Annotated in this window: 29 protein-coding genes; 23 read left to right on the top strand and 6 right to left on the bottom strand. The window is 72.1% G+C overall.

Translation table 11 applies throughout. From position 1 onward, the window contains the following. Positions 1–68 precede the first annotated feature (68 nt). The 7 genes from AC1Q7O_RS09075 to infA all read left to right on the top strand — a co-directional run bounded on the left by AC1Q7O_RS09075 (position 69) and on the right by infA (position 4,736). On the top strand, positions 69–380 hold the full coding sequence (locus AC1Q7O_RS09075; RefSeq protein ID WP_492659061.1) for a DUF1330 domain-containing protein: 312 nt from the start codon (positions 69–71) through the stop codon (positions 378–380). Further along, positions 377–1,549: a serine hydrolase domain-containing protein gene (locus AC1Q7O_RS09070; protein ID WP_492659062.1), complete on the top strand. Its 1,173-nt coding sequence runs from the start codon at positions 377–379 to the stop codon at positions 1,547–1,549. The genes AC1Q7O_RS09075 and AC1Q7O_RS09070 overlap by 4 nt, the downstream gene beginning before the upstream one ends. A 230-nt stretch (positions 1,550–1,779) precedes the next feature. Continuing rightward, positions 1,780–3,099, top strand: a complete 1,320-nt coding sequence (locus tag AC1Q7O_RS09065; RefSeq protein ID WP_492659063.1) for an MFS transporter — start codon at positions 1,780–1,782, stop codon at positions 3,097–3,099. An 83-nt stretch (positions 3,100–3,182) separates the two neighbouring features. Next, positions 3,183–3,659 carry a DUF1203 domain-containing protein gene (locus AC1Q7O_RS09060; RefSeq protein ID WP_492659064.1) on the top strand — a complete coding sequence of 159 codons (477 nt, stop codon included), beginning with the start codon at positions 3,183–3,185 and terminating at the stop codon, positions 3,657–3,659. Positions 3,660–3,936: 277 nt separating this feature from the next. Then, complete coding sequence (locus tag AC1Q7O_RS09055) at positions 3,937–4,143, top strand: cold-shock protein (RefSeq protein WP_492659074.1); 207 nt, start codon at positions 3,937–3,939, stop codon at positions 4,141–4,143. A gap of 67 nt (positions 4,144–4,210) precedes the next feature. Beyond that, positions 4,211–4,429, top strand: a complete 219-nt coding sequence (locus tag AC1Q7O_RS09050; protein WP_492659065.1) for a hypothetical protein — start codon at positions 4,211–4,213, stop codon at positions 4,427–4,429. Between the two features lie 61 nt (positions 4,430–4,490). Continuing rightward, positions 4,491–4,736 (top strand): translation initiation factor IF-1, encoded by a 246-nt coding sequence (gene infA, locus AC1Q7O_RS09045; protein WP_394509370.1) that lies wholly within the window; start codon positions 4,491–4,493, stop codon positions 4,734–4,736. Between the two features lie 68 nt (positions 4,737–4,804). On the opposite strand, the gene AC1Q7O_RS09040 is transcribed toward infA, so the two are convergent. Together AC1Q7O_RS09040 and dmeF are read right to left on the bottom strand one after the other, a co-directional pair. Further along, a complete protein-coding gene (locus AC1Q7O_RS09040; RefSeq protein WP_492659066.1) occupies positions 4,805–5,899 on the bottom strand; it encodes a threonine aldolase family protein in 1,095 nt (364 codons plus the stop codon). Positions 5,900–5,904: 5 nt separating this feature from the next. Next, positions 5,905–6,849, bottom strand: coding sequence for a CDF family Co(II)/Ni(II) efflux transporter DmeF (dmeF, locus tag AC1Q7O_RS09035; protein ID WP_492659067.1), 945 nt, complete (start codon positions 6,847–6,849; stop codon positions 5,905–5,907). 131 nt (positions 6,850–6,980) lie between these two features. On the opposite strand from dmeF, the gene AC1Q7O_RS09030 reads away from it, so the two are divergent. From AC1Q7O_RS09030 to AC1Q7O_RS08995, 8 genes are all read left to right on the top strand, one after another. Next, positions 6,981–7,655 carry a DUF3348 family protein gene (locus AC1Q7O_RS09030; RefSeq protein WP_492659068.1) on the top strand — a complete coding sequence of 225 codons (675 nt, stop codon included), beginning with the start codon at positions 6,981–6,983 and terminating at the stop codon, positions 7,653–7,655. Further along, positions 7,655–10,381 (top strand): hypothetical protein, encoded by a 2,727-nt coding sequence (locus tag AC1Q7O_RS09025; protein WP_492662687.1) that lies wholly within the window; start codon positions 7,655–7,657, stop codon positions 10,379–10,381. Before AC1Q7O_RS09030 ends, AC1Q7O_RS09025 begins: the two co-directional genes overlap by 1 nt. Then, complete coding sequence (locus tag AC1Q7O_RS09020; protein ID WP_492662624.1) at positions 10,374–11,015, top strand: OmpA family protein; 642 nt, start codon at positions 10,374–10,376, stop codon at positions 11,013–11,015. The genes AC1Q7O_RS09025 and AC1Q7O_RS09020 overlap by 8 nt, the downstream gene beginning before the upstream one ends. A gap of 2 nt (positions 11,016–11,017) precedes the next feature. Further along, positions 11,018–11,560 carry a DUF2894 domain-containing protein gene (locus AC1Q7O_RS09015; RefSeq protein WP_492662623.1) on the top strand — a complete coding sequence of 181 codons (543 nt, stop codon included), beginning with the start codon at positions 11,018–11,020 and terminating at the stop codon, positions 11,558–11,560. Between the two features lie 277 nt (positions 11,561–11,837). Then, positions 11,838–12,671 (top strand): pectate lyase, encoded by an 834-nt coding sequence (locus tag AC1Q7O_RS09010; RefSeq protein ID WP_492662622.1) that lies wholly within the window; start codon positions 11,838–11,840, stop codon positions 12,669–12,671. Next, positions 12,671–13,570 carry a hypothetical protein gene (locus tag AC1Q7O_RS09005; protein ID WP_492662686.1) on the top strand — a complete coding sequence of 300 codons (900 nt, stop codon included), beginning with the start codon at positions 12,671–12,673 and terminating at the stop codon, positions 13,568–13,570. The genes AC1Q7O_RS09010 and AC1Q7O_RS09005 overlap by 1 nt, the downstream gene beginning before the upstream one ends. Before the next feature lie 55 nt (positions 13,571–13,625). Further along, the gene (locus AC1Q7O_RS09000; protein ID WP_492661101.1) at positions 13,626–14,282 is read left to right on the top strand and encodes a glutathione S-transferase family protein; all 657 of its coding nucleotides are present in this window, start codon (positions 13,626–13,628) and stop codon (positions 14,280–14,282) included. Beyond that, complete coding sequence (locus AC1Q7O_RS08995) at positions 14,279–15,031, top strand: hypothetical protein (protein WP_492661100.1); 753 nt, start codon at positions 14,279–14,281, stop codon at positions 15,029–15,031. Before AC1Q7O_RS09000 ends, AC1Q7O_RS08995 begins: the two co-directional genes overlap by 4 nt. A gap of 4 nt (positions 15,032–15,035) precedes the next feature. On the opposite strand, the gene AC1Q7O_RS08990 is transcribed toward AC1Q7O_RS08995, so the two are convergent. Continuing rightward, complete coding sequence (locus AC1Q7O_RS08990; RefSeq protein ID WP_492661099.1) at positions 15,036–15,446, bottom strand: GNAT family N-acetyltransferase; 411 nt, start codon at positions 15,444–15,446, stop codon at positions 15,036–15,038. Positions 15,447–15,585: 139 nt separating this feature from the next. Between AC1Q7O_RS08990 and AC1Q7O_RS08985 the strand changes: the two genes are divergently transcribed. The 5 genes from AC1Q7O_RS08985 (at position 15,586) to AC1Q7O_RS08965 (ending at position 20,709) form a co-directional block, all read left to right on the top strand. Beyond that, positions 15,586–16,521 carry an N-acetylmuramoyl-L-alanine amidase gene (locus tag AC1Q7O_RS08985; RefSeq protein ID WP_492661098.1) on the top strand — a complete coding sequence of 312 codons (936 nt, stop codon included), beginning with the start codon at positions 15,586–15,588 and terminating at the stop codon, positions 16,519–16,521. Next, complete coding sequence (locus AC1Q7O_RS08980) at positions 16,521–17,534, top strand: ABC transporter permease (RefSeq protein WP_492661097.1); 1,014 nt, start codon at positions 16,521–16,523, stop codon at positions 17,532–17,534. The genes AC1Q7O_RS08985 and AC1Q7O_RS08980 overlap by 1 nt, the downstream gene beginning before the upstream one ends. Next, positions 17,534–18,427: an ABC transporter permease subunit gene (locus tag AC1Q7O_RS08975; protein ID WP_492661096.1), complete on the top strand. Its 894-nt coding sequence runs from the start codon at positions 17,534–17,536 to the stop codon at positions 18,425–18,427. Before AC1Q7O_RS08980 ends, AC1Q7O_RS08975 begins: the two co-directional genes overlap by 1 nt. A gap of 388 nt (positions 18,428–18,815) precedes the next feature. Continuing rightward, the gene (locus AC1Q7O_RS08970; RefSeq protein WP_492661095.1) at positions 18,816–19,766 is read left to right on the top strand and encodes an ABC transporter ATP-binding protein; all 951 of its coding nucleotides are present in this window, start codon (positions 18,816–18,818) and stop codon (positions 19,764–19,766) included. Then, positions 19,759–20,709 carry a peptide ABC transporter ATP-binding protein gene (locus AC1Q7O_RS08965; protein ID WP_492661094.1) on the top strand — a complete coding sequence of 317 codons (951 nt, stop codon included), beginning with the start codon at positions 19,759–19,761 and terminating at the stop codon, positions 20,707–20,709. Before AC1Q7O_RS08970 ends, AC1Q7O_RS08965 begins: the two co-directional genes overlap by 8 nt. A 19-nt stretch (positions 20,710–20,728) precedes the next feature. On the opposite strand, the gene AC1Q7O_RS08960 is transcribed toward AC1Q7O_RS08965, so the two are convergent. The 3 genes from AC1Q7O_RS08960 to AC1Q7O_RS08950 all read right to left on the bottom strand — a co-directional run bounded on the left by AC1Q7O_RS08960 (position 20,729) and on the right by AC1Q7O_RS08950 (position 22,871). Further along, positions 20,729–20,980, bottom strand: a complete 252-nt coding sequence (locus AC1Q7O_RS08960; protein WP_492661093.1) for a YMGG-like glycine zipper-containing protein — start codon at positions 20,978–20,980, stop codon at positions 20,729–20,731. 160 nt (positions 20,981–21,140) lie between these two features. Next, positions 21,141–21,443 (bottom strand): PsiF family protein, encoded by a 303-nt coding sequence (locus tag AC1Q7O_RS08955; RefSeq protein WP_492661092.1) that lies wholly within the window; start codon positions 21,441–21,443, stop codon positions 21,141–21,143. A gap of 81 nt (positions 21,444–21,524) precedes the next feature. After that, positions 21,525–22,871 (bottom strand): serine/threonine-protein kinase, encoded by a 1,347-nt coding sequence (locus AC1Q7O_RS08950; protein ID WP_492661091.1) that lies wholly within the window; start codon positions 22,869–22,871, stop codon positions 21,525–21,527. A 30-nt stretch (positions 22,872–22,901) separates the two neighbouring features. On the opposite strand from AC1Q7O_RS08950, the gene AC1Q7O_RS08945 reads away from it, so the two are divergent. The 3 genes from AC1Q7O_RS08945 to AC1Q7O_RS08935 are packed head-to-tail and all read left to right on the top strand — an operon-like array spanning position 22,902 to position 25,747. Continuing rightward, on the top strand, positions 22,902–23,300 hold the full coding sequence (locus AC1Q7O_RS08945) for a VOC family protein (RefSeq protein WP_492661090.1): 399 nt from the start codon (positions 22,902–22,904) through the stop codon (positions 23,298–23,300). A 54-nt stretch (positions 23,301–23,354) separates the two neighbouring features. Then, the gene (gene argS, locus AC1Q7O_RS08940; RefSeq protein ID WP_492661089.1) at positions 23,355–25,076 is read left to right on the top strand and encodes an arginine--tRNA ligase; all 1,722 of its coding nucleotides are present in this window, start codon (positions 23,355–23,357) and stop codon (positions 25,074–25,076) included. Then, on the top strand, positions 25,073–25,747 hold the full coding sequence (locus AC1Q7O_RS08935; protein WP_492661088.1) for an SPOR domain-containing protein: 675 nt from the start codon (positions 25,073–25,075) through the stop codon (positions 25,745–25,747). Before argS ends, AC1Q7O_RS08935 begins: the two co-directional genes overlap by 4 nt. Positions 25,748–25,768 lie beyond the last annotated feature (21 nt).

Raw genomic sequence — 25,768 nt, 5'->3', positions numbered from 1 at the left:
GCACCGGCGCCGGACGGATTGCACGCGATGCGCTACAACGCAGGCTTCGCTTCTGCCGCCCCGACACCATGCCCAAGGCCTACTGGATCGCCCGCGTCGACGTCTCGGATGCCGAGACCTACAAGCTCTACGCCCAGCGCAACGACGCCATCTTTGCCCGCTTCGGCGGCCGCTTCCTGGTGCGCGCCGGGCGGTTCGAGAACCCCGAGGGCACGAGCCGCGGCCGCAACGTGGTCGTCGAGTTCCCGAGCTACGACGCGGCGCTGGCCTGCTACCGCTCGCCCGAGTACGCGGCGCAGATCGCGCTGCGCCAGTCGGCCGCCGAGGCGGACGTCGTCATCGTCGAGGGCTACGACGGGCCGCAGCCCGGCGAACGGTGACGCCGCGCTGGCGACGGCGCCCCGGCCTGGCCGCGTTGCTGCTGGCGGGCCTCACGGCGGCGCATGCCCAGCCCGCGGGCCACGAAGCCGCAGCCTCACGGCTGGACCGGCTGCGCCCGCTGCTGGCAAGCGCGCCGCTGCCCGGCGGCTGCGTGGCGCGCACCCGCGGCACCACGGTGGAGCTGCAGCACGCCTTCGGCCATGCCGATGTCGTCACGCAGCGGCCCTACACGGTGGACACCTGGCAGCCGGTGGGCTCGGTCAGCAAGACCGTCATCGGGCTGACGCTGGCCCAGGCGGCCGAGCGCGGCCTGGTGGGCCTGGACGCGCCGGTGTCGCGCTGGCTGGGCTGGCCGCTGACGCACCCCGCCGCCCCGGCCGCTGCCATCACGCTGCGCCAGTTGGCCCGGCACACGGCCGGCGTGGTGGACAGCGACGCCGGCTACCAGCAGGCCGCCTACGAGCGCGGCCGCGCCGACCCGCAGCGCCCGCGGCAGGCGCTGAGTGACTACCTGGCCGCCTACCTGCGCCCCGGTGGCCGGCTCTACCAGCGCGCGCATTTCTCCGACGCACCGCCGGGCACGCGGTTCCAGTACAGCAACGTCGGGTCGGCGCTGGCGGCCCACGTGCTGGCGCGCGCCAGCGGGCAGTCGTTCGAGCACCTGTCCACCGAGCAGGTGCTGCAGCCGCTGGGCCTGCGGGACAGCGCCTGGTTCATGCCCGCCAGCCGCCTGGCGCAGGCGGCGACGCTGTACGACGCCGAGCGCCGCGCGGTGCCACCCTTTCTGCTCGCGACCTACCCGGACGGCGGCCTGCGCAGCACCTGCGGTGACCTCACCCGGCTGCTGCAAGGCTGGGCGGCGGCGCTGGACGGCCAGGCCCCCGCGCCGCTGACGGCCACGGCGCTGCGCGCGGCGATGGCGCCGCAGTTCCCGCCCGGCCTGGCCCCCGCCGGGCTGAGCGCGCGCGAGCCCAACCAGGGCCTGTTCTTCGCCATCCGCAAGGACGGCAGCGTGGGCCACACGGGCAGCGACGACGGCGTGACCGTCTTCCTGTTCCTGGACCCCGCCACCCGCGTCGGCCGGCTGCTGATGACCAACATCGACATCAGCGCCGACCCGCAGCTGCCGCCGGTCGCCGCGGCCATCTGGCAGGCGCTGGGCGACTGACGCCGCACCGCGGCTGCCGGCCCGGACCCTCCCCGCGTAACCCTGGATAAGCCACGGGCGGTTACGCGCCTAGCATGTCGCCACGCTCACCGCGCCCGCCTCCGGGCGGCGGGGTGAAGCAGTTCCCCGGGCACTGTTGCGATCCAAAATGACAACGCTGTCCACGCGCTTGGAGACAACGCCGCGCTGTCCACCCGGGGCCTAGAAAAATTTCAGCCAGTTTCATCCGCATGAGCACCCCATCACCCCGCATCCGCAACCCCTGGGCCTGGGTCCCGTCGTCCTACCTGGCCGAGGGCATCCCGTTCGCGATGGTCATCTGGGTGGTGGGCACGATGTTCAAGGACCTGGGCCACAGCGACGGCGAGATCACGCTGGCCACCGCCAGCATCGGCATCGCCTGGTCGCTCAAGCCGCTGTGGGCCGCCTTCCTGGACATGTTCAAGACGAAGAAGTTCTTCGTGCTGTGGATGGAGGTACTGATGGCGCTGCTGCTGTGCGGCATCGCCGTGGCGCTGCCGCTGCCCAACTACTTCCAGATCACCATCGCCGTGCTGTGGGTGATGGCGTTCGCGTCGGCGACGCAGGACATCTGCGTGGACGGCATCTACATCACGTCGCTGGACGAGAAGGGCCAGGCGAAATACATCGGCGTGCAAGGTGTGTTCTGGAACGTCGGCCGGCTGTTCGGCACCGCGCTGGTGGTGTGGCTGGCAGGCTCGCTGAAGGAGGACCACCACCTCAGCACGACGGCCGCGTGGAGCTGGGCGCTGGGCATGTCGGCCGCCACGCTGGCGCTGCTGGCCGTGTACCACTGGTTCTTACTGCCCACCGGCAGCCTGGGCGAGCGGCCCGAGAGCATCAAGGCGGCGTTCCGCACCTTCGGCGAGGCGGTCGTCGACTTCTTCAAGAAGGACAGCATCTGGGGCATGCTGCTGTTCGTCTTCCTGTACCGCAGCTCCGAGGGGCTGCTGCTGATCGAGGGGCCGCTGTTCCTGCAGGCCTCGCCCGACGCCGGCGGTGTGGGCCTGTCGCTGAAGGACAAGGGCCTCATCGACGGCACCATCGCCACCGTCGTCAGCCTGGGCGCCGGCCTGCTGGGCGGCGCCTTCATGGCCAAGTACGGCCTGAACCGCCGCACGCTGGTGTTCATGGCGCTGTGCCTGAACATCCCGCACGTCTGCTTCGTCGTGCTGTCGCAGCTGGCCGGCCCGGGGCATGGGCTGTCGTTCTGGACCGTGGCCAGCCTCGTCACGCTGGAGAAGTTCGGCTACAGCTTCGGCTTCGTCGCCAACATGCTGTACATGATGCAGCAGATCTCGCCGGGCAAGTTCCACATGACGCACTACGCGTTCGCGAACTCCATCATGAACCTGACGCTGGTGCCCACGCAGATGGTGTCGGGGCCGCTGGCCGACCACTTCGGCTACAAGACCTACTTCATCATCGTCATGGTGGCGGCCATCCCGTCGGTGCTGGGCGCCATGTTCGCGCCGTTCCCGCGCAAGCCCGACAACGGCCAGCCGCAGGGCGGCCCGGCGCGGCACTGAGCCGATTTCCATGTCCGTTCCCGGCCAGCGCGCCGGGCGCGGCGCTGCTGCAATGCGGGCCAATCCCACACGGAGCCGGCCCCATGCAGACCGCACAGAAACTCATCGTCCGAGGCATTCCCACCGCCCACGCACACGCGTTGCGCCAGGGCGGCCCCGACGCCCACGGCCAGGCGCCGCTGGCCGAGCCGTCCGCCGGCCTGGGCAACCCGTGCCGGCACTGCCTGCAGCTGATCGCCGAGGGCGACACCAAGCTCGTGCTGGCCTACCGGCCGTTCGATGCCGCCCAGCCCTATGCCGAGACCGGCCCCATCTTCCTGCACCAGGACGGCTGCGAGCGCTACGAAGCCGACACGCTGCCCGCCTGGTTCGCCTACCTGGCGCCGGCGCTGGTGCGCGGCTACGACGCGCGCGACTGGATCGTCTACGAGACCGGCCGCGTCGTGCCCGGCGCCGAACTGGCCCAGGCCTGCCGCGACATCCTGGCCCGCGCGGACGTGGCCTACGTGCACATCCGCTCGAAATTCAACTGCTTCCAGTGCCGCGTCGAGCGCGCCTGACGCGCCGCGGCGGCCGTCTGCGTGCTGCAATCCCGGAACGATGCCCCGGGCTGCATGCGGCATTTCCGCGGCGGGCGGTACAATCCGGGCCATAGATTCGCGCAAGACCGTTTTCTCAAGGTCTTCTTGCAGCCCCGCTGGCCACCCCCTGGCCCGTTCTCGCGAGCGGCTCGCTTCAACAACTCCCGGTGAGTGTTCTTGAGTGTCTCTGTCTCCGCACGGCAATGTCGCCGGCGGAGTTGTCTTCCATTCCAGAAATAAAGGAAACACCATGAGCATCGAAACCGGCACCGTGAAGTGGTTCGACGACGGCAAGGGCTTCGGCTTCATCACGCCTGATGGCGGCGGCAAGGACCTGTTCGCCCACCACAGCGAAATCAAGAACAGCGGCGGCTTCCGCTCGCTGGCCGAAGGCGCCAAGGTGGAGTTCGAGACCAAGCAAGGCCCCAAGGGTCTGCAGGCGTCGAACATCCGCTCGCTCTGAGGCGCCTGACGGCGTCTCCCCCGCGCGGCCCCTCGACGGGCCCCGCGGTCAACACCAGAAGAAGAAAATGAACAACAACAAGAACATCGAAGTGGGACGCTATGTCGTCTCTCCCATGACCCAGGCCCGGAACGGTGGCGGCTTCGACGCCCTCGTGTCCATCCGCTCCGGCCAGGGCATGTCCAGTGTGGACCGCGTCATGCAGTTCACGCCCTATTTCAGCAGCCGTCAGGCCGCGCTGCGCTACGCCAGGACGCAAGGAATGGCCTGGGCGCATTGCCATTGACACCCGTGCGCGGCCCTTGGCCGCGCCGATTCGTACAACCTATCGCACTAGGAGCTCACACTTGGCCAAGGAAGAACTGATCGAAATGCACGGCGTCGTTGACGAAATCCTGCCGGACTCGCGCTTTCGCGTGACGCTGACGAACGGCCACAAGGTCATCGCCTACACCGGCGGCAAGATGCGCAAGCACCACATCCGCATCCTGGCCGGCGACAACGTGTCGCTGGAGATGTCGCCCTACGACCTGAGCAAGGGTCGCATCACGTTCCGCCACCTGGCCAACCGCGGCCCCGCGCCGACGCGTTGATCGCCAGCGGCTGAACCGCAGCGGCTGCCGCGCCCCACCCGAGGCCCGGCGGCCGTTGTCTTTTCAGCTCAGCCCACGGCCGCGCCCAGCGCCTGCAGCGCGTCGGCATCGTCCCAGCCGTCGGCCGCGTCGCCGATGACGACCTCCAACATCGCGCCACCCGCCAGCAGGTGCGATGCGCCGGCCCGCGCGCCCAGCCAGAAGCCGTCCCGCGCAGCCACGGCCAGCAGCCGCTCGCGCAACATGCCGGGCGCGAGGGGCAGGTGCAGCTGGAAGGCGTTGACCTGCGGCGGCTCCGGCCACACGCGCCAGCCGGGCTCGGCGGCCAGCAGCGCCGCCAGCCGCTGCGCGCGTGCACGGTAGGCCGGCATGCGCGGCAGCTGCGCGCGCAGGCCCTCCAGCGCGCCCAGCACGAACGGTGCCTGCGTGTAGACGTTGCCCGCCAGCCGTGTCTGCCACGGCGCCGTGGCGGCGATGAACTCCGCACTGCCCGCCAGCACGCAGCCGGCCAGGCCGCCCAGGCCCTTGTAGAACGACACGTAGACCGAGTCGGCCAGCGCGGCGATCTCGTGCAGCGGCCGGCCGTAGTGCGCGGCGGCTTCCCACAGCCGTGCGCCGTCGATGTGCAGCGGCACGCGCGCCTGGCGGCACCAGCCGCTGACGAGGACGAGGTCCTCCCAGTCCGGCAGCAGATAGCCCGCGCGGCGCAGCGGCAGCTCCACGGTGACGACGGCCGGGCGCCCGGGCTCGGCCATCAGGTCGCCGCGGCCGCAAGCCCGGTGCGCGACGCCCACGCGCAACCCCCGCAGCCCCATCAGCTGCTCGAACGCGTCGGCCTCGTCGATGGCGATGTGGCTTTGCGGGTGCAGCGCCACCGGTCCGTCCCCGTCGCCGCAGTGCACGCGCAGCGCCGCCAGCTGCGCCGCCACGCCCTTGTGGAAGTAGAGCGCCGCCGGCTTGCCGAGCAGCGCGGCGACCTGGCGCTCCAGCGCCTGCACGGCCTCGCCCTGGCCGTAGACGTCCAGCGGCAGTGCCGCCTCGGGCACGTCGGCCAGCGCCAGCAGCGCCTCGCGCATGGACCGCAGCGGCCGGTGGCCGTTCAGCCAGCGGGTGCAGCGGTTGCGAAGCTCGATGTCGGCGTCGGGCGAGGTGGCGGCGGGCATGGGGGTCAGCAGCGGTGGATCTCGATGGTGGTGTGCACGATCTCCTCGTGCACGGCCAGCCACTCGCGCACCTGCGTGGGCGTGAGCTGGTCGTCGTGCGTGACCAGCGTCAGCGCGCAGGCATAGGCGCCCCGGCCCACGCGCCACACGTGCAGGTCGGCGATGGCGCCCTCGCCCGCCGCGCCGCGCTCGGCGATGACCTCGCGGATCTCGTCGACGACGGGGTGGTCCATCTCGCGGTCCAGCAGCACGACGGCGGTGTCGCGGATCAGCCCCTTGGCCCACAGCGCGACGACGAGGGCGCCGGCGATGCCCATGGCCGGGTCCAGCCAGTCCCAGCCCATCCACCAGCCGCCCGCCAGCGCCGCGATGGCGGCGACCGACGTGGCCGCGTCGGCGACGACGTGCAGGTAGGCGGACTTCAGGTTGAGGTCGTGGTGATGGGGGTCGCCGTGGTCGTGGTCATGGCCGTGCCCATGGTCGTGCCCGTGATGGTGGGCGTCGCCCAGGATGAAGGCGCAGACGAGGTTGACGACAAGGCCGAGGACGGCCACCGCCATGGCCTCGGGGTAGTGGATGGGCTCGGGCTTGAGCAGCCGCTCCACCGAGCCCCACACCATCAGCGCGACGACGCCCAGCAGCACGATGGCGCTGGCGAAGCCGCCCAGGATCTCGATCTTCCAGGTGCCGAAGGCGTAGCGCGAGTCGCTGGCGTGCCGGCGCGCGGCGGCGTAGGCGGCCACGCTGAGGCCGATGGCGATGGCGTGGCTGCTCATGTGGAAGCCGTCGGCCAGCAGCGCCATCGAGTTGTAGAACCAGCCCGCGGCGATCTCGACGAGCATCATCGCGGCGGTGATCCACAGCACCCGCCGCGTGCCGCGCTCGCCGGCCGCGTTGCCGGTGTCGAAGACATGGTCATGCCGCCAGGCGGCGAGGTCGTGGGTGTGCATGCGAGGGGGGCCGGACTGCGGGGGGACGGGGCATTCTCCGCCCCGCCCGTGACACCCCCGGGGCCGCGCCGGCGGGGGTCACTAAAATCTCGCCCTTTTTGCTCGCGCGCGCCGCGCGGGCGAGACACCCCATGCACGCCCCCACGACGCAGCCCCCCGCACCCGAGCCCCTGGCCCGGCTGCTGCTGCAATGGGGCGTCGCGCCGGTGCCCGTGGCGCCGGTGGCCGAGCGGCTGGGCGGCTCGCTGGGCTGGGCGGATGCCATCGGGCTGTCGCAGGTGCTGGCCACGCCGCCCGCCACCGGCGCCCATGCCGGCGCCCGCCGCGAGGCGCAGGACTGGGCCGCCGCCGCGCTGGACCGCCTGCAGGCCGACCTGGCCAACGCCTTCGACGACGCGCTGCTGGCGCTGGACGCCGCCGAGACGGCGCCCGAGGGCGTGCCGCTGCCTGACCTGCTCGCGCCGTTCCGCCTGCACCACGCGCAGCAGCAGCGCAACATGGCTGCCCGCGTCGCCACGCTGCGCGAGCGGCTGCGCGGGCGGCTGGCCGAGGCGTCCGGCCCGCTGGCGCGGCTGGCGCAGCTGGACGCCGTGTTCGACCACACCATCGCCGCGCAGGAGAAGCAGGCCCTGGCCGGCCTGCCCGCGCTGCTGACGCGCCGCGCCGAACTCCACCACGCCGCCGACCCGCGCCGCTGGCGCCTGCGCTTCTGGGCCGACCTGCAGCGCGCGCTGCGGGCCGAGCTGGACCTCCGACTTCAACCGGTGCAAGGGCTCATCGAGGCCCTGCACACAGCCGACTCCTGATGAACCGCTTCCTGCACGCCCTCTACCCCCTCGCGCTGGCCGCCGGCCTGGCCGGCATTGCCGGCGCCGCGCTGGCGGCCGCCCGCCACCACCCGGTGGCGCTGGCGATGACGCTGCTGATCGCGGCCTTCTTCGCCGTCGGCGTGTGGGAGCTGACGGCCTTCCGCCGCGCCAGCCGCGGGCTGGGCGCCGCGCTGGACGGCGACGACGTCCTGGCCGCGCTGCCCGAGTCGCTGCGCGCCGCCGTGCAGCAGCGGCTGGACGGCCTGCGCGTGGCGCTGCCGGGGCTGTCGCTGGCGCCGGCGCTGGCGGGCCTGCTGGTGCTGCTCGGCATGCTGGGCACGTTCATCGGCCTGGTCATCACGCTGGGCAGCACGGCCAGCGCTCTGGGCGCGTCGGCCGACCTGGCCGCGCTGCGCACCGCCCTGGGCGCGCCCGTGCAGGGCCTGGGCCTGGCCTTCAGCGCCAGCGTGGCCGGCGTGACCGGCTCGGCCATGCTGGGCCTCATGGTGGCGCTGGCGCGGCGCGAGCGCGCGGCCGTCGTCGCGCGGCTGGACACGGCGCTGCTGGGCAAGCTGCGCCCGCTGACGGCCGCGCACCGCCGCGAGGTGGAGCAGGCCGCCGCCGAGGCTGCCGCCGCTGAAGACGCCAGGAAGAACCAGCGCGAACTCGTCGCCCAGTTGCAGCAGTTCGCGGAAGCGATGGCCGACCGCCTCGTCGCGCAGAACGACCGCTTCCACGCCGAGACCAGCCAGTCCTACGAGAAGCTGGCCGCCAGCGTGGACGCGACGCTGCGCACCAGCCTGACCGAGGCCGCCCGCCTGGCCGGCGTCGCCATCCAGCCCGCCGCCGAAGCCGCGATGGCCGGCATTGCCCGCGAGGCCGCCGCGCTGCACGAGCGCGTCGGCACGCAGGTGGGCGAGCAGCTGGCGGCGCTGGGCGCGCGCTTCGAGGCCGGCGTGGCGCAGATCGCGCAGCACGGTGAAGCCGCCGCGCAGGCGCAGGCCGCGGGCCTGGCCCGGCAGCGCGAGGCGGCACTGCAGCTGCTGGCCGACACCCGCGCGACGACGCAACAGGCCGTGGACCGCCTCGGCGAGCGCTGGGCGGCCGAGGCGCAGGCGCTGCTGGCCGCGCAGGCCCAGGCAGACGCCGCCCGCGCCGCCGCGCTGGGCGCGCAGGCCGACGCGCTGGGCGCGCAGGCCGACGCGCTGGCCGAGCAGCGCACCGCCGCGCAGCAGGCCATGGCCGACACCGCCGAGCGCTTCGCCGCGCAGACCCAGGCGCTGCTGGACCGCGTGGCCGACGCGCAGGCGCGCCAGCAGGCCGCGCAGGCCGAGCGGGACGCGCAGCGCCGAGCCGAGGCCCGGGCGGACGCCGACGCGCTCAGCACACAGCGCGCCGCCAACGAGCAGCTGCTGGCCGCCCAGCACGCGGCCGCACAACAGCTGCTGGCCGACAGCGGCGAGCGCGCGCAGAACGCGCTGACGGCGCTGACCACCGGCTTCGCGGCGCAGACCCGGGACTTGCTGGACCGCATCGCCAACACGCAGACCCGCCACGCCGCGCTGCAGGCCGAGCTGGACGCGCAGCGCCGCGCCGAGGCCCGCGCCGACGCCGAGGCCATGGCGCAGCAACGCGCCGCCAACGAGCAGCTGCTGATGGCCCAGCGCGAGGCCGCGCAGCAGCTGCTGGCCGCCAGCGGCCAGCGCGCGCAGGACGCACTGACCGAGCTGACCGCCGGCTTCGCCGCGCAGACACAGGCCGCCGTGACGGCGCTGGCCGACGCGCACACGCAGCTGCAGTCCGCCCACGTCGCCAACGACGCCGAACGGCTGGCCGCCTGGCGCGCCGAGCTGCAGTCCGCCGGTGCCGCACAGCTGGCCCAGCAGCAGCAACTGGCCGACGGCCTGCTGCAGCACACGCGCGACCTCGTTGCGCAGACCGCGGCGCAGGCCAGGACGACGCTCAGCGAGGCCGGCGCGCTGCTGCAGGCCGCCGGCGAGGCACCGCGCGCGGCCGTGGAGGTGGTCGCCGCGCTGCGCGAGCAGCTGGCGCAGAGCCAGGCGCAGGACCGCGCCGCGCTGGCCGAACGCGCCGAGCTGATGCAGACGGTGTCGACGCTGCTGGCCTCGCTGCAGCAGGCCGCGGGCGAGCAGCGCGCGGCGCTGGACGCGCTGCTGCAAGGCGCGTCGGGCCGCGTGGAGGCGCTGATGGTCGGCACGTCGTCGCAGATGGAGGCGCTGCTGGGCGGCGCGTCAGCCAAGGTGGACGAGCTGCTGCAGGGCGCATCCGCGCAGGTCGGCACGCTGCTGGGCGGCACCGCCACCCAGGTGGAGACGCTGCTGGCCGGCACGGCCACGCAGGTGAGCACGCTGATGGACGGCTCGGCCACGCAGCTGGCGTCGCTGGGCGAGCGCTTCACCGAGCAGGCCGGCGCGACAGGCCAGACGCTGGCAGAGGCTGCCACCACCATCGCCGCCAGCGCCGCCGAGATGGGCAGCCTGGGCGAGGGCTTTGGCGCGGCGGTGGAGCAGTACCAGGGCGCCAACGCGCAGCTGGTGCAGCACCTGGCCGCGCTGGAGGAACGGTTGGCCGGCGCGATGAACCGCAGCGACGAGCAGCTGGGCTACTACGTCGCCCAGGCGCGCGAGGTCATCGACCTGTGCCTGGGGTCGCAGAAGGCCGTGCTGGACGCGCTGCAGAACACGGCGGCCGCGCATGGATGAGCCGTTGGAGATCGAGCAGGAAGGCGTCGGCGCGCCGGCGTGGGCAGCCTTCGGCGACCTGATGGCCGGCGTGCTGGGCGCCTTCGTGCTGGTGCTGGCCGCCGCGCTGGTGGGCCAGCTGGACCTGGCCAACCAGCTCAAGGCCGAGGTGGAGCAGCGCCAGGCCGAGCAGGCGCGCCGCGAGGCGCTGGAGCGGGCCCTCGCCGGCCCGCTGGCGGACGGGCGCATCACGCTCATCGAAGGCCGCATCGGCATCAGCGGCGCCGTGCTGTTCGCCATCGGCTCGGACCAGCTGCACGCCGACGGCCGCGCGCTCATCAAGAGCCTGGCCGTGCCACTGCGCACCTACCTGACGCAGCGCGACGAGATCCTGATGGTCAGCGGCTTCACCGATGACCGCGGCGTCACGACGGCCAAGTTCACCGACAACTGGGAGCTGTCGGCCCACCGCGCATTGACGGTCACGCGCGCGCTGATGGCCGAGGGGCTGCCGCCCGACGCCGTGTTCGCCGCCGCCTTCGGGCCGCAGCAGCCGGTGGCGTCCAACGACGACGCGTCGGGCCGCGCGCTGAACCGGCGCGTCGAGATCGCCCCCACGCCGCGCCCGAAGCGCGCGGCGGCGTCCGCCCCCTGACGATGGACGACGCGCTGCTGGACCCGCTCGCCTGGCTGCAGGCCCGCGCCGAGAGCGACCCGGTGAGGCTGCGCGTGCTGCAAGGCCTGGCACGGCGCGCGGCCGCGCAGACGGGCGCGCTGCGCGAGCGGCTGGTGGGCCGGCTGGTACAGCGCGCCGAGGCCGCCCCGGTGCCACTGCCGGCCCGGCCCGCAGCCCCCCCGGCCAGCCCGCTGGCCGCGCTGGTCACTGAGCTGCAAACCGCCAGCCCCGAGCTGCGCAACGTGGCCGTGCACCGCCGCACCTGGGGGGCGCTGCGCGCGCAGCGCCGGCTGGCCGAGGTCAGCGCGCCGGTGCCCGAGCACCTGGGCCCGCTGAACAGCCAGGTGCTGGTGACGCGCGCGCTGCAGCAGCTGCAGGGCCTGGCGCCGGACTATCTGCAGCGGCTGCTGACCCAGCTCGACACGCTGGCCGCGCTGGCGCCGCTGGCGGCCCCCGCCGAGGCCGAGAAACCGGCCCGGCCCGCCCGCCCGGCCGCCAGGAAAGCCGCGCCGCGCAAGCGCTGACGGCCGCCGGCCGCCCAGCCCGGGGTTCAACGCAGCGTGTTCCAGCTTCAGGGAATCACCAATTGGAACGGCGTTCCAAAACAACGAAATTACGTTTCGTTCGGTGCAATACACCGTTTTGGACTTCTCGACCGTCAATGACTGACGGGCCGGAGCCGCTGTTGAACTCCCCCGCCTTGCCTTTGCCTGTGGGTTGCCTCCAAGACACCTTGCCGTTGCGCTGACGCCCCCGCAGCCGGGACCGGCTGCTCATCAAAGCAAAGACTGGAGACAAGGAATGAACGGTTCTGTGATGGCGCGCCTGTGGCGCGGTCTGGTAGCCCTGGCCCTCGTGGGCGCGGCGGGCAGCGCGGCGGCGGCGCCCGGCGTGCGCACGGTGCCGGCCTGCACCAAGGTCAACGTCAGCACCACCATCGACGTGCCCGCCGGCACGACCTGGGACGGCGTGGCCAAGTACGGCAAGTGGGTGTGCCTGGTGGGCACGGCATCCAACATGAAGGGCACGCAGAGCGAGAGCCAGATCCCGATGTTCAAGCTGAACAACGGCGCGACGGTGAAGAACGTCGTCATCGGCGACGGGTCGCTCGGCAGCGGCACCAACCTCGCCGCTGGCGGCGCCGACGGCGTGCACTGCTACGGCGTCTGCAACATCACCAACGTCTACTGGGCCGACGTCGGCGAGGACGGCGCCACGGTCAAGAAGCTCAGCGGCGTGACCAGCAAGCTGACCATCAGCGGCGGCGCGGCCTTCAAGGCCGCTGACAAGCTGTTCCAGCACAACGGCGACGGCACGCTGGTCATCACCGACTTCTACGCCGACAACATCGGCAAGCTCTACCGCTCCTGCGGCAACTGCTCCACGCAGTACGCCCGCAAGGTGACCGTGTCGGGCGTGCGCCTGGGCACGGTCAACGCGGCCGGCATCGGCGTGAACAGCAGCTACGACAGCAAGTCGGGCATCGCCGGCAAGTACGACGTGGCCACCATCACCGACCTCGTCTACGGCGGCTCCAAGACCAAGTGCGAAGGCTTCGTCGGCACCGGCTCCGGCAACGAGCCGGTGAAGGACACCAACAGCAGCAACATCGCCCGCGCCTGCGTGTTCAAGTGATGACCGCCCGCCCGCTGGCCTGGGGGCTGGCGGCGGCGGGCGCCCTGGCGGCGCTGGCCCTGGCGCCGCGGGACGAGCCGACGCCCGCCATGCCCGTCCTGCCCGCCACGGCGGCGCTGCCGGCGCCGGCGCGGCTGCACGTGTTCCGGCCCGCCGCACCGGCGGTGGCCGCCCCTGCCGAGCACGACGCCGACGCGCTGGCCCGCGTGCGCGAGCTGCTGGCACGCGACCCGCAGGCCGCGCTGCCGCAGCTGGAAGCGCTGGCCCAGCGCTGGCCCGGCCTGGCGCTGCCGCTGTACGAGCAGCTGCTGGACCGCTGGGCCACGCTGCGCCAGCATGCCCGCGGCGTGCAGGCGCTGGCCCGCGCGCCGCTGGACCCCGACACCCGCGAGCGGCTGCTGCAGGCGCTGCTGGCCCGCTGGGCCGAGGCCGCGCCCGAGCAGGCCGCCCGCTGGGCGCTGGCCACGCCGGGCCAGGCCGCGCTGCTGGCGCCGCTGCACGACCGCTGGCTGCAGCAGGACGCGCGCTCGGCCACGGTGTTCGCCAGCACGCTGCCGCCGGGCGAGGCCCGCGGCGCGCTGCTGGCCGAGGGCCTGTCGCGCTGGACCGCGCAGGACGGCCCCGCCGCCCGCGACTGGCTGCGCTCGCAGCCGCCCCAGCCCGAGCTGGACGAGGCCATCGCCCGCCACGCCAGCGGCGACGAGCTGGCCCGCCAGGCGCCGTTCGAGGCCATGGACCTGGTGGCTCGCATCGCGTCGCCCGAGCGCCGCTGGCAGGCCTGGCAAGACCTGGCCCGCAGCCTGCACGACATCGACCCTGCGCAGGTGGAGCCGCTGCTGGCCCGCGCGCCGGGGCTGTGGCCGGCCGAGCGGGAGCGGCTGCTCGGCGAGCTGCGCTGACGCGCTGCATCCACGGGATGTCGCGGCGCGGCGGCACCCGCCACACTGCCGCGCCATGCAGCCCGTCCTCTATTTCTCCCGCAACCCCAACCCGCGGCTGGCCGTCGCGGTGGCCCGCCACCTGGCCGCGCCGGTCACGTTCGAGTTCGCTGCGCCGCTGGCGCCCGGGCAGGACGAGAAATTCCGACCGCTGAACCCGTCGCTGCGCCTGCCCATCCTGGTCGAACAGGGCCGTTCGCTGTTCGAGGCCGATGCCATCGCCTGCCGGTTGTCGCAGCAGGTGGGGTCGGAGTTCTGGCGCACGGGCGCCGAGCTGCCGGACATGATCCGCTGGGTCAGCTGGAGCCGCGACAACTTCATGCACGCCTGCGACATGGTGCATTTCGAGCGCGGCACCAAGCAGCGCTACGGCCTGGGCGCGCTCGACGCCGCCGTGCTGGCACGCGGCCTGGCGCGCTTCCACGAGACGGCGGCCATCCTCGACGCCCACCTGGCCCGGCAGGACTGGCTGCTGCCCAGCGGCCTCAGCTATGCCGACTTCCGCATGGCCGTCTTCCTGCCCTTCAACGACGTGGCGCGGCTGCCGCTGGACGACTACCCGGCCGTCGCCGCCTGGCACGCGCGGCTGCTGGCGCTACCGGCATGGGCGGATCCGTTCAGTGGCCTGGACGCCCCCGAGTTGCCGCCGATTCCCGCCGCAGGCCACCCATGACTTCGCTGTCACCGCGGCTGCGCGTCACCCCCATGGACTGGACGCTCGCCGGCATCGCCGCGGGCCTCACGCTCGCCGGTCTGGGCCTGCTGCCCGGCGACTTCAAGAACGGCGTCGCCCTGCTGGCCGTGGCCGGCCTGGGCCTGGTGCACACGCTGCATGTGATCCTGCGCAAGCGCCGCCTGGCGCGGCTGGGCAGCGTGTCGGCCCGCGTGACCGGCGGCGTGCGGCTGCGGCCGTCGCGCCTGCAGTTCGCGCTGTACGGCGCCGCGCTGCTGGCGGTGGGCGCCGTGCTGGCCAGCGTCGCCGGGCCGCGCGACGCGCAGATGGGCGGCGGCGGCTGGCTGTTGATGCTGGTCGGCGGCGGCATGCTGGCCGGCGTAGCGGTGGGCCGGCTGCCGCCGGGCCACCTGCAGTTCGCCCCCGACGGCCTGACCGTCGGCGACCGCGGCGGCCAGACGCGGGTGCCCTGGGACGCCATCACCGGCCTGGGCGGCAACGAGGTGGACGGCCAGCCGGCCGTGCTGCTGACGGTGGATGCGCACGCCCTGGCGCCGATGCCGCCCGGCCACGGCGCGCAACTGGCGCGGCGGCTGGCCTGGGCGCGCGGCAAGGCGGGCGTGGACATCATCATCTTCAGCCACGACTACGGCATCGCCGCGCCGGTGCTGCTGGCCGCGCTGGAGCGCTACGTCACCGAGCCCGCGGCCCGGCAGGAACTGGCCGCCACACCGCGGCTGGCCGGCTGACCGCTCAGGCCGGCCGCTTCCAGGCCATGCCCAGCGTGGCCGGCGCCGTCGGCACGAAGCCGAACTGCGCGTACAGCGCGTCGGCCGGCACGTCGGCCAGCAGGCTCACGTAGCCGCCCTCGGGCACGTTCGCCTGCAACCACGCGGCGATCTCGGCCATCAGCCGCTTGCCCAGGCCCCGGCCCTGGTGCGCGGGAAGCACGGCGATGTCGACGACCTGGAAGGCCGTGCCGCCATCGCCGATGACGCGGCCCATGCCGACCGGCTCCTCGCCGTGCAGCAGCTGCACCGCGAACAGCGTGTTGGGCAGGCCGCGCGCGGCGGCCTCGGCGGACTTGGGGCTCAGCCCCGCCGCCACGCGCAGGTGGCGGTAGGTGTCGGCGGAGGGCGTGGCATGCAGCGTCGTGTAGGTCATGCACCATTCTGGTCAGCGCGCAGGCCATGGCCTGCAGTCATACCTGCATGGCGCTTCGACATGGCTGCTGCGGCTTGACCCTCGGTCGGCGGGCGCGGGGGCGCTGCAACAATCCGGGCCTGGCCACGCCCGCCCCCGCATGAAGTTCACCTACGCCCTCACCGCCGCCCTGGCCCTGCTGCTCAGCGCCTGCGCCAGCGTCGCACCGCCGCCGCAGCAATCGCCCCAGCCCGCCACGCCCGCGCCCGCCGCCACGTCCCCGGTGGCCGCGCCGCCGGGCATCACCGTGCGTGCGCCGCGCATCGACCGCAGCTACACGTCGCAGAACCAGGACAGCCGCGCGCTCTACATCGTGCTGCACTACACCGTCATCGACTGGGAGAAGTCGCTGCGGGTGCTGACGACCGGCGGCCAGGTGTCGGCGCACTACCTGGTGCGCGACAACCCGGTGGCCAGCTACGCGCTGGTGGACGAGAACCGCCGCGCCTGGCATGCCGGCGCCAGCTTCTGGGCCGGCAACACCAACCTGAACTCGGCGTCCATCGGCATCGAGATCGTCAACGCCGGCTACACCGACACGCCGGCCGGCCGCGTCTACGCGCCGTTCCCGCCGGCGCAGGTGGAGGAAGTCATCGCGCTGGTGCGCGACATCCAGCAGCGCCACAACGTGCGGCCCGAACGCATCATCGGCCACGCCGACATCGCGCCCGGCCGCAAGCAGGACCCCGGCCCCATGTTCCCGTGGAAGCAGCTGGCCGAGGCCGGCCTCATCCCGTGGCCCGACGGCCCGTCGGTGGCCGTCAAGCAGCTGGAGCACGAGGTGGCGCCGCGCGACGTGGCCTGGCTGCAGGAGCGCCTGGCGCGCATCGGCTACAACGTGTCGCGCTCCGGCCAGCTGGACACGCTGACCAAGGAAGTCGTCGCCACCTTCCAGATGAAGTACCGGCCGCGCGACATCTCCGGCCTGGTGGACGCCGAGACGGCCGCGCTCATCGACGTGGCGTCCACGCCCGCGCTGATGCGCGTGGCCGGCGCCACCGAGGGCGAGACCCGTCCCTACACGTCGCGCTGGTGATGCTGGGCTTCCTGCTCAAGCGCCTGGCCACGCTGGTGCCGACGTTGATCGGCATCACGCTGGTCGCGTTCGGCCTGATCCGCCTGGTGCCCGGCGACCCCATCGAAGTGATGATGGGCGAACGCCAGCTGGACGCCGAGACGCACGCCGCGCTCGTCAAGCGCATGGGGCTGGACCAGCCGCTGCCCGTGCAGTACGCGGACTACGTCGGCAAGCTGCTCAAGGGCGACCTGGGCGAGAGCCTCGTGAGCCGCGAGCCGGTCAGCCAGGAGTTTGTCGCGCTGTTCCCCGCCACCGTCGAGCTGGCCACCGCGGCGCTGGTCTTCGCGGTGGGCTTCGGGCTGCTGCTGGGCGTCAGCGCCGGCCTGAAGCGCGGCTCGCTGCTGGACCAGGGCGTCATGGGGCTGGCGACCGTGGGCTACTCCATGCCGGTGTTCTGGTGGGGGCTGATCCTCATCATGTTCTTCAGCGTGCAGCTGGGCTGGACGCCGGTGAGCGGCCGCATCGGCATCGAGTACGACCCGGTGCGCGTGACCGGCTTCATGCTCATCGACGCGGCGCTGAGCGACGAGGAAGGCGCCTTCAAGTCAGCGTTGATGCACCTGATCCTGCCGGCGCTGGTGCTGGGCACCAGCACGCTGGCTGTCGTCGCACGCATGACGCGCTCGTCGATGCTGGAGGTGCTGCGCGAGGACTATGTGCGCACGGCCCGCGCCAAGGGCCTGTCGCCCACGCGCGTGGTGGTGGTGCATGCGCTGCGCAACGCGCTGATCCCGGTGTTGACGGTGGTGGGCCTGCAGACCGGCAGCCTGCTGGCCGGCGCCGTGCTGACCGAGACGATCTTCAGCTGGCCCGGCATCGGCAAGTGGCTGATCGACTCCATCGCGCGGCGCGACTACCCAGTCGTGCAGGCCGGCATCCTGATCTCGGCGCTGACCTTCATCGGCGTGAACCTCGTCGTGGACGTGCTGTATGGCGTGGTGAATCCGCGCATCCGCGGAGGCGGTCACTGATGAGCGCCGTGCTGATCGAACAACAACCGCCCAGCCCGCTGCGCGAGTTCTGGCAAGGCTTCACCGCCAACCGCGGTGCGTTTATCGCGCTGGTCGTCTTTGCGCTGATCGCACTGGCATCGCTGTTCGCGCCGCTGATCGCGCCGCACGACCCCATCGAACAGTACCGCGACTTCATGCTGACGCCGCCCGTCTGGGCCGAAGGCGGCAGCACGCGCTTCCTGCTGGGCACCGACGAACTGGGCCGCGACATGCTGAGCCGGCTGCTCTACGGCGGCCGCGTGTCGCTGGGCATCGGCCTGGCGGCGGTCACGCTGTCGCTGCTGCCCGGCGTGCTGCTGGGCTTGCTGGCCGCGTTCTTCCAGCGTTGGCTGTCGCCGGCCATCATGCGTGTGATGGACATCGTGCTGGCGCTGCCGGCGCTGCTGCTGGCCATCTGCGTCATCACCATCCTGGGCCCCGGCCTCGTCAACACGGTCATCGCCATCGCCATCGGCGCGCTGCCGGGCTATGTGCGGCTGACGCGCGCCGCGGCGCTGGCCGAGATCGGGCGCGACTACGTGACAGCCAGCCGCGTGGCCGGCGCCGGCGTGTGGCGGCTGATGTTCATCACCGTGCTGCCCAACTGCATGGCGCCGCTGATCGTCAACGCGACGCTGTCGTTCTCGTCGGCCATCCTGGAGACGGCGGGCCTGGGGTTCCTGGGCCTGGGCGTGCAGGCGCCCACGCCCGAGTGGGGCACGATGCTGTCGGCGGCGCGGGACTACATCACACGGGCTCCGTGGGTGGTCACGCTGCCGGGGCTGACGATCCTCGTTACCGTGCTGGCCATCAACCTGATGGGCGACGGGTTGCGCGATGCGCTGGACCCGAAGTTGAAGAAGGTGGCGTGATGCTTCTTCGTTGCGCTTGCCTACCGCCCAGGGCCATGCCGGGAGTTCGCCTCGGCGGGCGACCCCAACAGCCAACAGCCAAGCCCGCCAGCCGGCTGGCGCCGGCTGTTCTTCACTCCCCCTTTGAGCCCGCCGAGCAGCGCAGGGGCTTGAGGGCGCGAGCGAAGCTCGCATCAACAACTAACTCCGCGCAACTGTTTGAGCGCAGCGTAGCGAAGCGAGTTTTGCGCGGGCCCTCAAGGCCTGAGCAGCGCAGGGCAGCCCGCTGCGAAGCAAAGGGCCGGGCGGATCGGGGGCGACTTTTTGCCTTCTTTTTGGTCGCTCAAAAAGAAGGTCGCCCGCCGGGGCGACGTCCCGGCACGGGCCTCGCCACCAACATCCAGCAGCGATGAGCCTCCTCCACATCAAGAATCTCCGCGTCAGCTTCGGCCAGTTCCCTGCCGTCGACGGTGTCGACCTGCTGCTAGAAGCCGCCGAACTGCTGGGCATCGTCGGTGAATCCGGCTCCGGCAAATCCGTCGCCATGCTCGCGCTGATGGGCCTCATCGACGCCCCCGGCAAGGTGACGGCCGACGCCATCGAGTTCCAGGGCCGCGACCTGCTCAAGCTCTCGCCGAAAGAGAGACGCCAACTCATCGGCCGTGACGTCGCCATGGTGTTCCAGGACGCGCTGACCAGCCTCAACCCCAGCTACACCATCGGCGCGCAGATCGCCGAGGTGCTGAAGACGCACCTGGGCCTGAGCGGCAAGGCGGCCAGGCAGCGTGTCATCGAACTGCTGGAGCAGGTCGAGATCCCCGACGCCGCGAACCGCGCCGACGCGTACCCGCACCAGCTCTCCGGCGGCATGAACCAGCGCGTGATGATCGCGATGGCCATCGCCTGCAGCCCGAAGCTGCTGATCGCCGACGAGCCGACGACGGCGCTGGACGTGACCATCCAGGCCCAGATCATGGCGCTGCTGCTGAAGCTGCAGCGCGAGCAGGGCATGGGGCTGATCATGATCACGCACGACCTCGCGGTGGTGGCCGAAATGGCCCAGCGCGTGGCGGTGATGTACGCCGGCCAGATCGTCGAGACCGGCCCGGTGCCCGACCTGTTCGACGCGCCGCGCCACCCGTACACGAACGCGCTGCTGGCCGCGATTCCCGAGCACAACCGCGGCGCCAAGCGGCTGTCCGCGCTGCCCGGCATCGTCCCGGGCGCGCTGGACCGGCCCACCGGCTGCCTGCTGTCGCCGCGCTGCCCGCGCGTGCAGCCGCGCTGCGTGGCCGAGCGGCCCGCGCTGGAGGCCGGCGTGCGCTGCTTCTACCCGGTCGAGGAGGTGGCGCATGTCTGAGCTCCTCCTGCAGGCGCAGGACCTGACCCGCCACTACAGCGTCAGCCGCGGCCTGTTCCAGCCCAAGGCGACCGTGAAGGCGCTGAACGGCGTCAGCTTCACGCTCGCACCGAGAAAAGCACTCGCCGTTGTCGGCGAGTCCGGCTGCGGCAAGAGCACGCTGGCGCGGCAGCTGACGCTGATCGAGCCGCCCACGCGCGGCACGCTGAAGATCCGCGGCGTCGATACCGCGGGGGCCGACGTGAAGGCGCTGCGCCGCGACGTGCAGATGGTGTTCCAGAACCCGTTCGCATCGCTGAACCCGCGCAAGACCATCGCGACGACGCTGGCCGAGCCGCTGCTCATCAACACGCCACTGTCCGCCGCCGAGCGGCAGGAGCGCGTCGAGGCCCTGGCCACCAAGGTGGGCCTGCGCCCCGAGCACCTGCGCCGCTACCCGCACATGTTCTCGGGCGGCCAGCGCCAGCGCATCGCGATCGCGCGGGCCATGATCCTGAACCCGGGCATCGTCGTCGCCGACGAGCCGGTCTCGGCGCTGGACGTCTCCATCCAGGCCCAGATCCTGAACCTGTTCATGGACCTGCAGGACGAGTTCGGCACCGGCTACGTGTTCATCTCGCACAACCTGTCGGTCGTGGAGCACGTGGCGGACGAGGTGATGGTGATGTACCTCGGCGCGGCCGTCGAAGTCGGCGACAAGCGCACGCTGTTCGCATCACCGCTGCATCCCTACACGCGGGCGCTGATGAGCGCGACGCCGGCGCTGCGCAAGGCCGACCGGCGCGAGCGCATCGTCATCCACGGCGAGCTGCCCAGCCCGCTGAACCCGCCGACGGGCTGCGCCTTCCACAAGCGCTGCCCGCTGGCGTTGCCGCGCTGCGCGGAGGACACCCCGCAGCTGCGCGACGTGGACGGCCGGCAGGTGGCCTGCCACGCCGTCTGAGCGGCGCCAGGCCGCGGCGTCAGCGGCCGCGCTTCTTCGAGACTTCGTTGCCGACGACGCCGCCGGCCGCGGCGCCGATGGCGGCACCGGCGGTCGTGCCCGTCACCGCGCCGCCGATGACGGCGCCGGCCGTGGCGCCCACGACGGTGCTGGTCTCACGCGGCGACATGCCCGCGCAGGCGGTCAGCGCCAGCGTGGTGGCGGCGGCCAGGGAGACGACGGTGACGCGCCAATAGGCGGCGCCGGACAGGGAGGTGATGGCGGTGTTCATGGTCATATTCCTTGTGATGGACTTGCCACGCCTCCACTTTGAGCCGCGCAGCGCGCGCGCCCGGCCAGCCGCCGACGCACACGCCTGTCGGACGGCATGCCGCCACACGCCCAGAAAAAAAGCCACCCGGAGGTGGCTTCTGCGGCGGGCGGGCGTCCGCTTACTTGGGGGCAGAGGCCGCGTCGGCGGTGCACTTCTTGATGTGGGCCTTGGCGGCGGCGCCGTGCAGCTTCTTGTCGGCGGCGGACTTCTCGCAGGCCGCGTTGGCCGGCGCGGCGGCAGCGGCATCGCCCTTGGCGGACAGGCATTCCTTCATGAAGGCCTTGCGCTCGTCGCCCTTCTTGTCGCCGGCGTCCTTGTTGCAGGTGGCCATCTTGGACTGCTGCGCGGTGGGCGCCTTGTCGGCGGCCTGCACGCCGAAGGCGGCGAGACCGAGCGCGATGGCGAGGGTGAAGCGTTTCATCGGGAACTCCTTCCTCTGGGAGATTGATCGGGCCGGGTCATTCAAGCACGGCGCCATGACGCTGCCAAGCGGGCCCCGCCCTCAAAGAATGCGTCGTGGATGCGCCAGCGCCTCGTGCGCCGCATGCAACCGGCGCACCAGCACGCGGATGAAGGCGCGGTCGAAGCGGTGCTGGCATTCGGGGCTGAGCTGGCCCAGCGTCTCGGGCTCGAAGCAGATGGTCGTGCACTCCTGCGTGACCTTGATGTCGGTGCTGTGCTTGCGCAGGTCGGGGTTGGGCGCCAGGTAGGCCATCTCGCCCACCGACGTGCCCTGCCCCAGCGTGGCGACGAGCCGGTTCTCGCGGTGCACGTTGACCTCGCCGCGCGCAATGATGTGGAAGCTGCTGCCCTCCTGGCCGCGCCGGAACAGCGCATGGCCTACGGGATAGCGCCGCCAGCGAGCGCGCCGCACCACCTCCCACAGCTGCACATCGCCGAACTCGGCGAAGAACTCCAGCGCGCGCAGCATGTTGAAGCGCTCCGAGTCGCGCACCTCGCCCAGCCGGTTCATCGGGATCTGCTGGCTGGCGACCAGCGCCGACAGCGCCTGCGCAAAGCTGTCCCAGTCGGGGAAGCGCTCGTGCGGCGCCTTGGCCAGCGCGCGTTGCACGACGGCGTCCAGCGCCTCGGTGACACCCTCGCGCTGGCCCGTCAGCGGCAGCGGCGCCTGGTGGTAGATCTGGTGCATCAGCGCCATCTGGTGCGGCGCGTCGAACGGCGGGCGGCCGCCGATGAGGTGATACAGCACGGCGCCCAGCGCGTAGATGTCGGCGCGGCAGTCCACGTCGCCGCCCTCGATCTGCTCCGGCGGCATGTAGGCCAGCGAGCCGACGCGGTGGATCTGCGTCGAGTCGGCATGCAGGTTCAGCGCCGAGCCGAAGTCGCTGACCTTCACGTCGACGACCTGGCCCGAGCCGTCCAGCACCGCCAGCAGGTTGGCGGGCTTCACGTCGCGGTGGATCAGCCCCTGGCGGAACACATAGCCCAGCGCCATCGCACACTTGAAGGCCACTTCGACGATCTGGTCCAGCGGCAGCAGCCGGTCGCTGCGGCAGAAGTGCTTCAGCGTGACGCCCGGCACGTACTCCATGACGAGGTAGGGCGACGCGTCCTCGGCCACGGCGTCCAGGATGGCGACGACGTTGGGGTGGTGCAGCCGCCCGGCCAGTGCGGCCTCGGCGCTGAAGAAGCGGTTGCTGAAGTCGCTGCTGGGCGCGTCGGGCACCGGGGCCCAGCTGCGCATGCGCTTGACGGCGACCTCCTGGTTCTGGAACGGGTCGCGGGCCAGGAAGACATCGCTGGTCGCGCCCTCGCCCAGGCGCCGGAGCACCTGGTAGCGGCCGATGTGGGAAGGCAGGTCGTCTGCGGAAGCGCTCACGCGGGGCATGATACGGGCCGCCCCAGGAGGTGCAGCCCCTTGTTCTCCCATGTCTTTGTCGCCACAAACGACTTCGAGCGCGCCCTGGCGTTCTACCGCCCGCTGATGGCGCTGCTGGGTGTGGCCGAACGCTTCTGCGACCCGTCCAGGCCCTGGGCCGGCTGGCAGAGCGACCCCGGCCCGCGGCCGCTGCTGGTGCTGGGCCGGCCGTTCGACGGCGGCCCGCACGCGCCCGGCAACGGCCAGATGGTGGCGCTGCTGGCAGCCAGCCGCGCGCTGGTGGACCGGGCGCACGCCACCGCGCTGGCCAGCGGCGGCGTCTGCGAGGGCCCGCCCGGGCTGCGGCCGCAGTACCACGCGCACTATTACGGCGCCTATTTCCGCGACCCGGACGGCAACAAGCTGTGCGTCGCGTGTCACGAAGCGACGGCCGGATGAGTCAGCGCGCCCAGCGGCCCGTGCGTTCAGGGCGTGCCTCCTAAAATCGCCGCCATGATCCAAGCCAAGCAGGCGCTGCTCGCCGCACTCGCCGACTCCCTCCAGGAAATCGCCCCCGGCTCCAACGCCGCCGCGGCCTTCGAATCCCCCAAGCAGGCCGCCCACGGCGACTTCGCCTGCACGGCCGCCATGCAGCTGGCCAAGCCGCTGAAGGCCAACCCGCGCGAGCTGGCCACGCGCCTGATCGCCGCGCTCGAAGCCAAGCCCGCCTTCCAGCAATGGGTGCAGGCGCTGGAAATCGCCGGCCCCGGCTTCATCAACATCCGCCTGAAGCCGGCCGCCAAGCAGGCCGTCGTCGCCGAGGTGCTGGCCGGCGGCGCCACCTTCGGCCACCGCGCCGCCACGGGCAAGCACGTGATGGTGGAGTTCGTGTCCGCCAACCCCACCGGCCCGCTGCACGTGGGCCACGCCCGCCAGGCGGCGCTGGGCGACTCGCTGTGCTCGGTGTTCCAGAGCCAGGGCCACGACGTGACCCGCGAGTTCTATTACAACGACGCCGGCGTGCAGATCGCCACGCTGGCCAACTCCACGCAGATGCGCCTGAAGGGCTTCAAGCCCGGTGACGCCGAGTGGCCCGAGGCCGCCTACAACGGCGACTACATCCAGGACATCGCCGACGCCTTCCTCAAGAAGGAAACCGTCAAGGCCGACGACCGCGAGTTCACCGCCTCGGGCGACGTGAACGACCTGGACAGCATCCGCCAGTTCGCCGTAGCCTACCTGCGCCATGAGCAGGACCTGGACCTGCAGGCCTTCGGCCTGAAGTTCGACAGCTACTTCCTGGAGTCCAGCGTGTACGCCGGCGGCCAGCTGGAGAAGACCGTCGAGCGGCTCGTGGCCAGCGGCAAGACCTACGAGGAAGGCGGGGCGCTCTGGCTGCGCACCACCGACTACGGCGACGACAAGGACCGCGTCATGCGCAAGAAGGAAGGTGGCTTCACCTACTTCGTGCCCGACGTGGCGTACCACATCAACAAGTTCCAGCGCGGCTACACGCAGTGCATCAACATCCAGGGCACGGACCACCACGGCACCATCGCCCGCGTGCGCGCCGGCCTGCAGGCGGTGGACCTGGGCATCCCGCAAGGCTTCCCGGACTACGTGCTGCACAAGATGGTCACGGTCATGAAGGGCGGCGAGGAGGTCAAGATCTCCAAGCGCGCCGGCAGCTACGTGACGCTGCGCGACCTGATCGACTGGACCAGCCGCGACGCGGTGCGCTTCTTCCTCATCAGCCGCAAGGCCGACACCGAGTTCGTCTTCGACATCGACCTGGCGCTGAAGCAGAACGACGAGAACCCGGTGTTCTACGTGCAGTACGCGCACGCGCGCATCTGCTCCGTCATCCGCAAGTGGGCGGCCGACATGGGCGGCGACGTGACCGGTGTGGCCGGTGCCGATTTCGGCCTGTTGACCGCACCGACCGAAGAGGCGCTGATGCTCAAGCTCGCCGCCTACCCCGACATGCTGAGCGGCGCGGCCGCCGGCCTGGCGCCGCACGACATCGCGTTCTATGCACGGGACCTGGCGGGCGCCTACCACTCCTACTACGCCGCCGAGCGCGTCATGGGCCAGGCGCCCGAGCTGAGCCGCGCCCGCGTGGCGCTGCTGGCCGCCACCCGCCAGGTGCTGGCCAACGCGTTAGGCATGCTGGGCGTCAGCGCCCCCGAACAGATGAGCCGCGACACGGCTGAAACCACCCCGGAGACCGAATGAGTTCTGCATCCAAGCCCGCTGGCCAGAAGAACCAGAAGGGCGGCTTCGTCCTGGGCCTCATCGTCGGCCTGCTCGTCGGCCTGGCCGTCGCGCTGGGCGTGGCGCTCTACATCACCAAGGTGCCCATCCCGTTCGTCAACAAGGTGCCGCAGCGCACCGCCGAGCAGGACGCGCTGGAAGCCGAGCGCAACAAGAACTGGGACCCCAACGCGCCGCTGGCCGGCAAGGGCGCCCGCAGCGCCAGCGGCGTGGTCGCCACGCCGCCTGCGGTGACGGCCCCGCCGCCGGCCACCACCGGCGCCAGCGCCGCCGTGGCCGCTGCCAGCGCCGCCGCCGCGCTGCCGCCCGTCACGACGGCCCAGCCCAAGCCGGTGGCCCCCAAGGCCGACGCCCCTGCCTCGGCTGCGGCGCCCGCCGCCGCCGCGGGCGCCGATGCCTATGTCTACTTCGTGCAGGCCGGCGCGTTCACGCGTCCCGAGGAGGCCGAGGCCCAGAAGGCCAAGCTGGCCATCCAGGGCTTCACGGCCAAGGTCATGGAGCGCGAGCAGAACGGCCGCACCGTCTACCGCGTGCGCTTAGGGCCCAACGACACGCGCGAGGCCGCCGAAGACCTGCAACGCAAGATTGAGGGGGCTGGCTTCGAGGCCAACCTCGTTCGTGTACAACGCTGATTCCCTGCCCCGAGGACTTTG

The sequence above is a fragment of the Roseateles sp. GW823-FHT07B05 genome, assembly GCF_058794515.1.
The sequence above is the reverse complement of the archived record's forward strand: the minus strand, read 5'-3'. Positions and strand labels throughout refer to the sequence as shown.

What these genes read in the sequence shown, in the direction of transcription:
- AC1Q7O_RS09075 (WP_492659061.1), top strand. Translation starts at nt 69, where the DNA reads ATGCCCAAGGCCTACTGGATCGCCCGCGTCGACGTCTCGGATGCCGAG.
- AC1Q7O_RS09065 (WP_492659063.1), top strand. Translation starts at nt 1,780, where the DNA reads ATGAGCACCCCATCACCCCGCATCCGCAACCCCTGGGCCTGGGTCCCG.
- AC1Q7O_RS09060 (WP_492659064.1), top strand. Translation starts at nt 3,183, where the DNA reads ATGCAGACCGCACAGAAACTCATCGTCCGAGGCATTCCCACCGCCCAC.
- AC1Q7O_RS09050 (WP_492659065.1), top strand. Translation starts at nt 4,211, where the DNA reads ATGAACAACAACAAGAACATCGAAGTGGGACGCTATGTCGTCTCTCCC.
- AC1Q7O_RS09040 (WP_492659066.1), bottom strand. Translation starts at nt 5,899, where the DNA reads ATGCCCGCCGCCACCTCGCCCGACGCCGACATCGAGCTTCGCAACCGC.
- dmeF (WP_492659067.1), bottom strand. Translation starts at nt 6,849, where the DNA reads ATGCACACCCACGACCTCGCCGCCTGGCGGCATGACCATGTCTTCGAC.
- AC1Q7O_RS09030 (WP_492659068.1), top strand. Translation starts at nt 6,981, where the DNA reads ATGCACGCCCCCACGACGCAGCCCCCCGCACCCGAGCCCCTGGCCCGG.
- AC1Q7O_RS09025 (WP_492662687.1), top strand. Translation starts at nt 7,655, where the DNA reads ATGAACCGCTTCCTGCACGCCCTCTACCCCCTCGCGCTGGCCGCCGGC.
- AC1Q7O_RS09020 (WP_492662624.1), top strand. Translation starts at nt 10,374, where the DNA reads ATGGATGAGCCGTTGGAGATCGAGCAGGAAGGCGTCGGCGCGCCGGCG.
- AC1Q7O_RS09015 (WP_492662623.1), top strand. Translation starts at nt 11,018, where the DNA reads ATGGACGACGCGCTGCTGGACCCGCTCGCCTGGCTGCAGGCCCGCGCC.
- AC1Q7O_RS09010 (WP_492662622.1), top strand. Translation starts at nt 11,838, where the DNA reads ATGAACGGTTCTGTGATGGCGCGCCTGTGGCGCGGTCTGGTAGCCCTG.
- AC1Q7O_RS09005 (WP_492662686.1), top strand. Translation starts at nt 12,671, where the DNA reads ATGACCGCCCGCCCGCTGGCCTGGGGGCTGGCGGCGGCGGGCGCCCTG.
- AC1Q7O_RS09000 (WP_492661101.1), top strand. Translation starts at nt 13,626, where the DNA reads ATGCAGCCCGTCCTCTATTTCTCCCGCAACCCCAACCCGCGGCTGGCC.
- AC1Q7O_RS08995 (WP_492661100.1), top strand. Translation starts at nt 14,279, where the DNA reads ATGACTTCGCTGTCACCGCGGCTGCGCGTCACCCCCATGGACTGGACG.
- AC1Q7O_RS08990 (WP_492661099.1), bottom strand. Translation starts at nt 15,446, where the DNA reads ATGACCTACACGACGCTGCATGCCACGCCCTCCGCCGACACCTACCGC.
- AC1Q7O_RS08985 (WP_492661098.1), top strand. Translation starts at nt 15,586, where the DNA reads ATGAAGTTCACCTACGCCCTCACCGCCGCCCTGGCCCTGCTGCTCAGC.
- AC1Q7O_RS08980 (WP_492661097.1), top strand. Translation starts at nt 16,521, where the DNA reads ATGCTGGGCTTCCTGCTCAAGCGCCTGGCCACGCTGGTGCCGACGTTG.
- AC1Q7O_RS08975 (WP_492661096.1), top strand. Translation starts at nt 17,534, where the DNA reads ATGAGCGCCGTGCTGATCGAACAACAACCGCCCAGCCCGCTGCGCGAG.
- AC1Q7O_RS08970 (WP_492661095.1), top strand. Translation starts at nt 18,816, where the DNA reads ATGAGCCTCCTCCACATCAAGAATCTCCGCGTCAGCTTCGGCCAGTTC.
- AC1Q7O_RS08965 (WP_492661094.1), top strand. Translation starts at nt 19,759, where the DNA reads ATGTCTGAGCTCCTCCTGCAGGCGCAGGACCTGACCCGCCACTACAGC.
- AC1Q7O_RS08960 (WP_492661093.1), bottom strand. Translation starts at nt 20,980, where the DNA reads ATGAACACCGCCATCACCTCCCTGTCCGGCGCCGCCTATTGGCGCGTC.
- AC1Q7O_RS08955 (WP_492661092.1), bottom strand. Translation starts at nt 21,443, where the DNA reads ATGAAACGCTTCACCCTCGCCATCGCGCTCGGTCTCGCCGCCTTCGGC.
- AC1Q7O_RS08950 (WP_492661091.1), bottom strand. Translation starts at nt 22,871, where the DNA reads ATGCCCCGCGTGAGCGCTTCCGCAGACGACCTGCCTTCCCACATCGGC.
- argS (WP_492661089.1), top strand. Translation starts at nt 23,355, where the DNA reads ATGATCCAAGCCAAGCAGGCGCTGCTCGCCGCACTCGCCGACTCCCTC.
- AC1Q7O_RS08935 (WP_492661088.1), top strand. Translation starts at nt 25,073, where the DNA reads ATGAGTTCTGCATCCAAGCCCGCTGGCCAGAAGAACCAGAAGGGCGGC.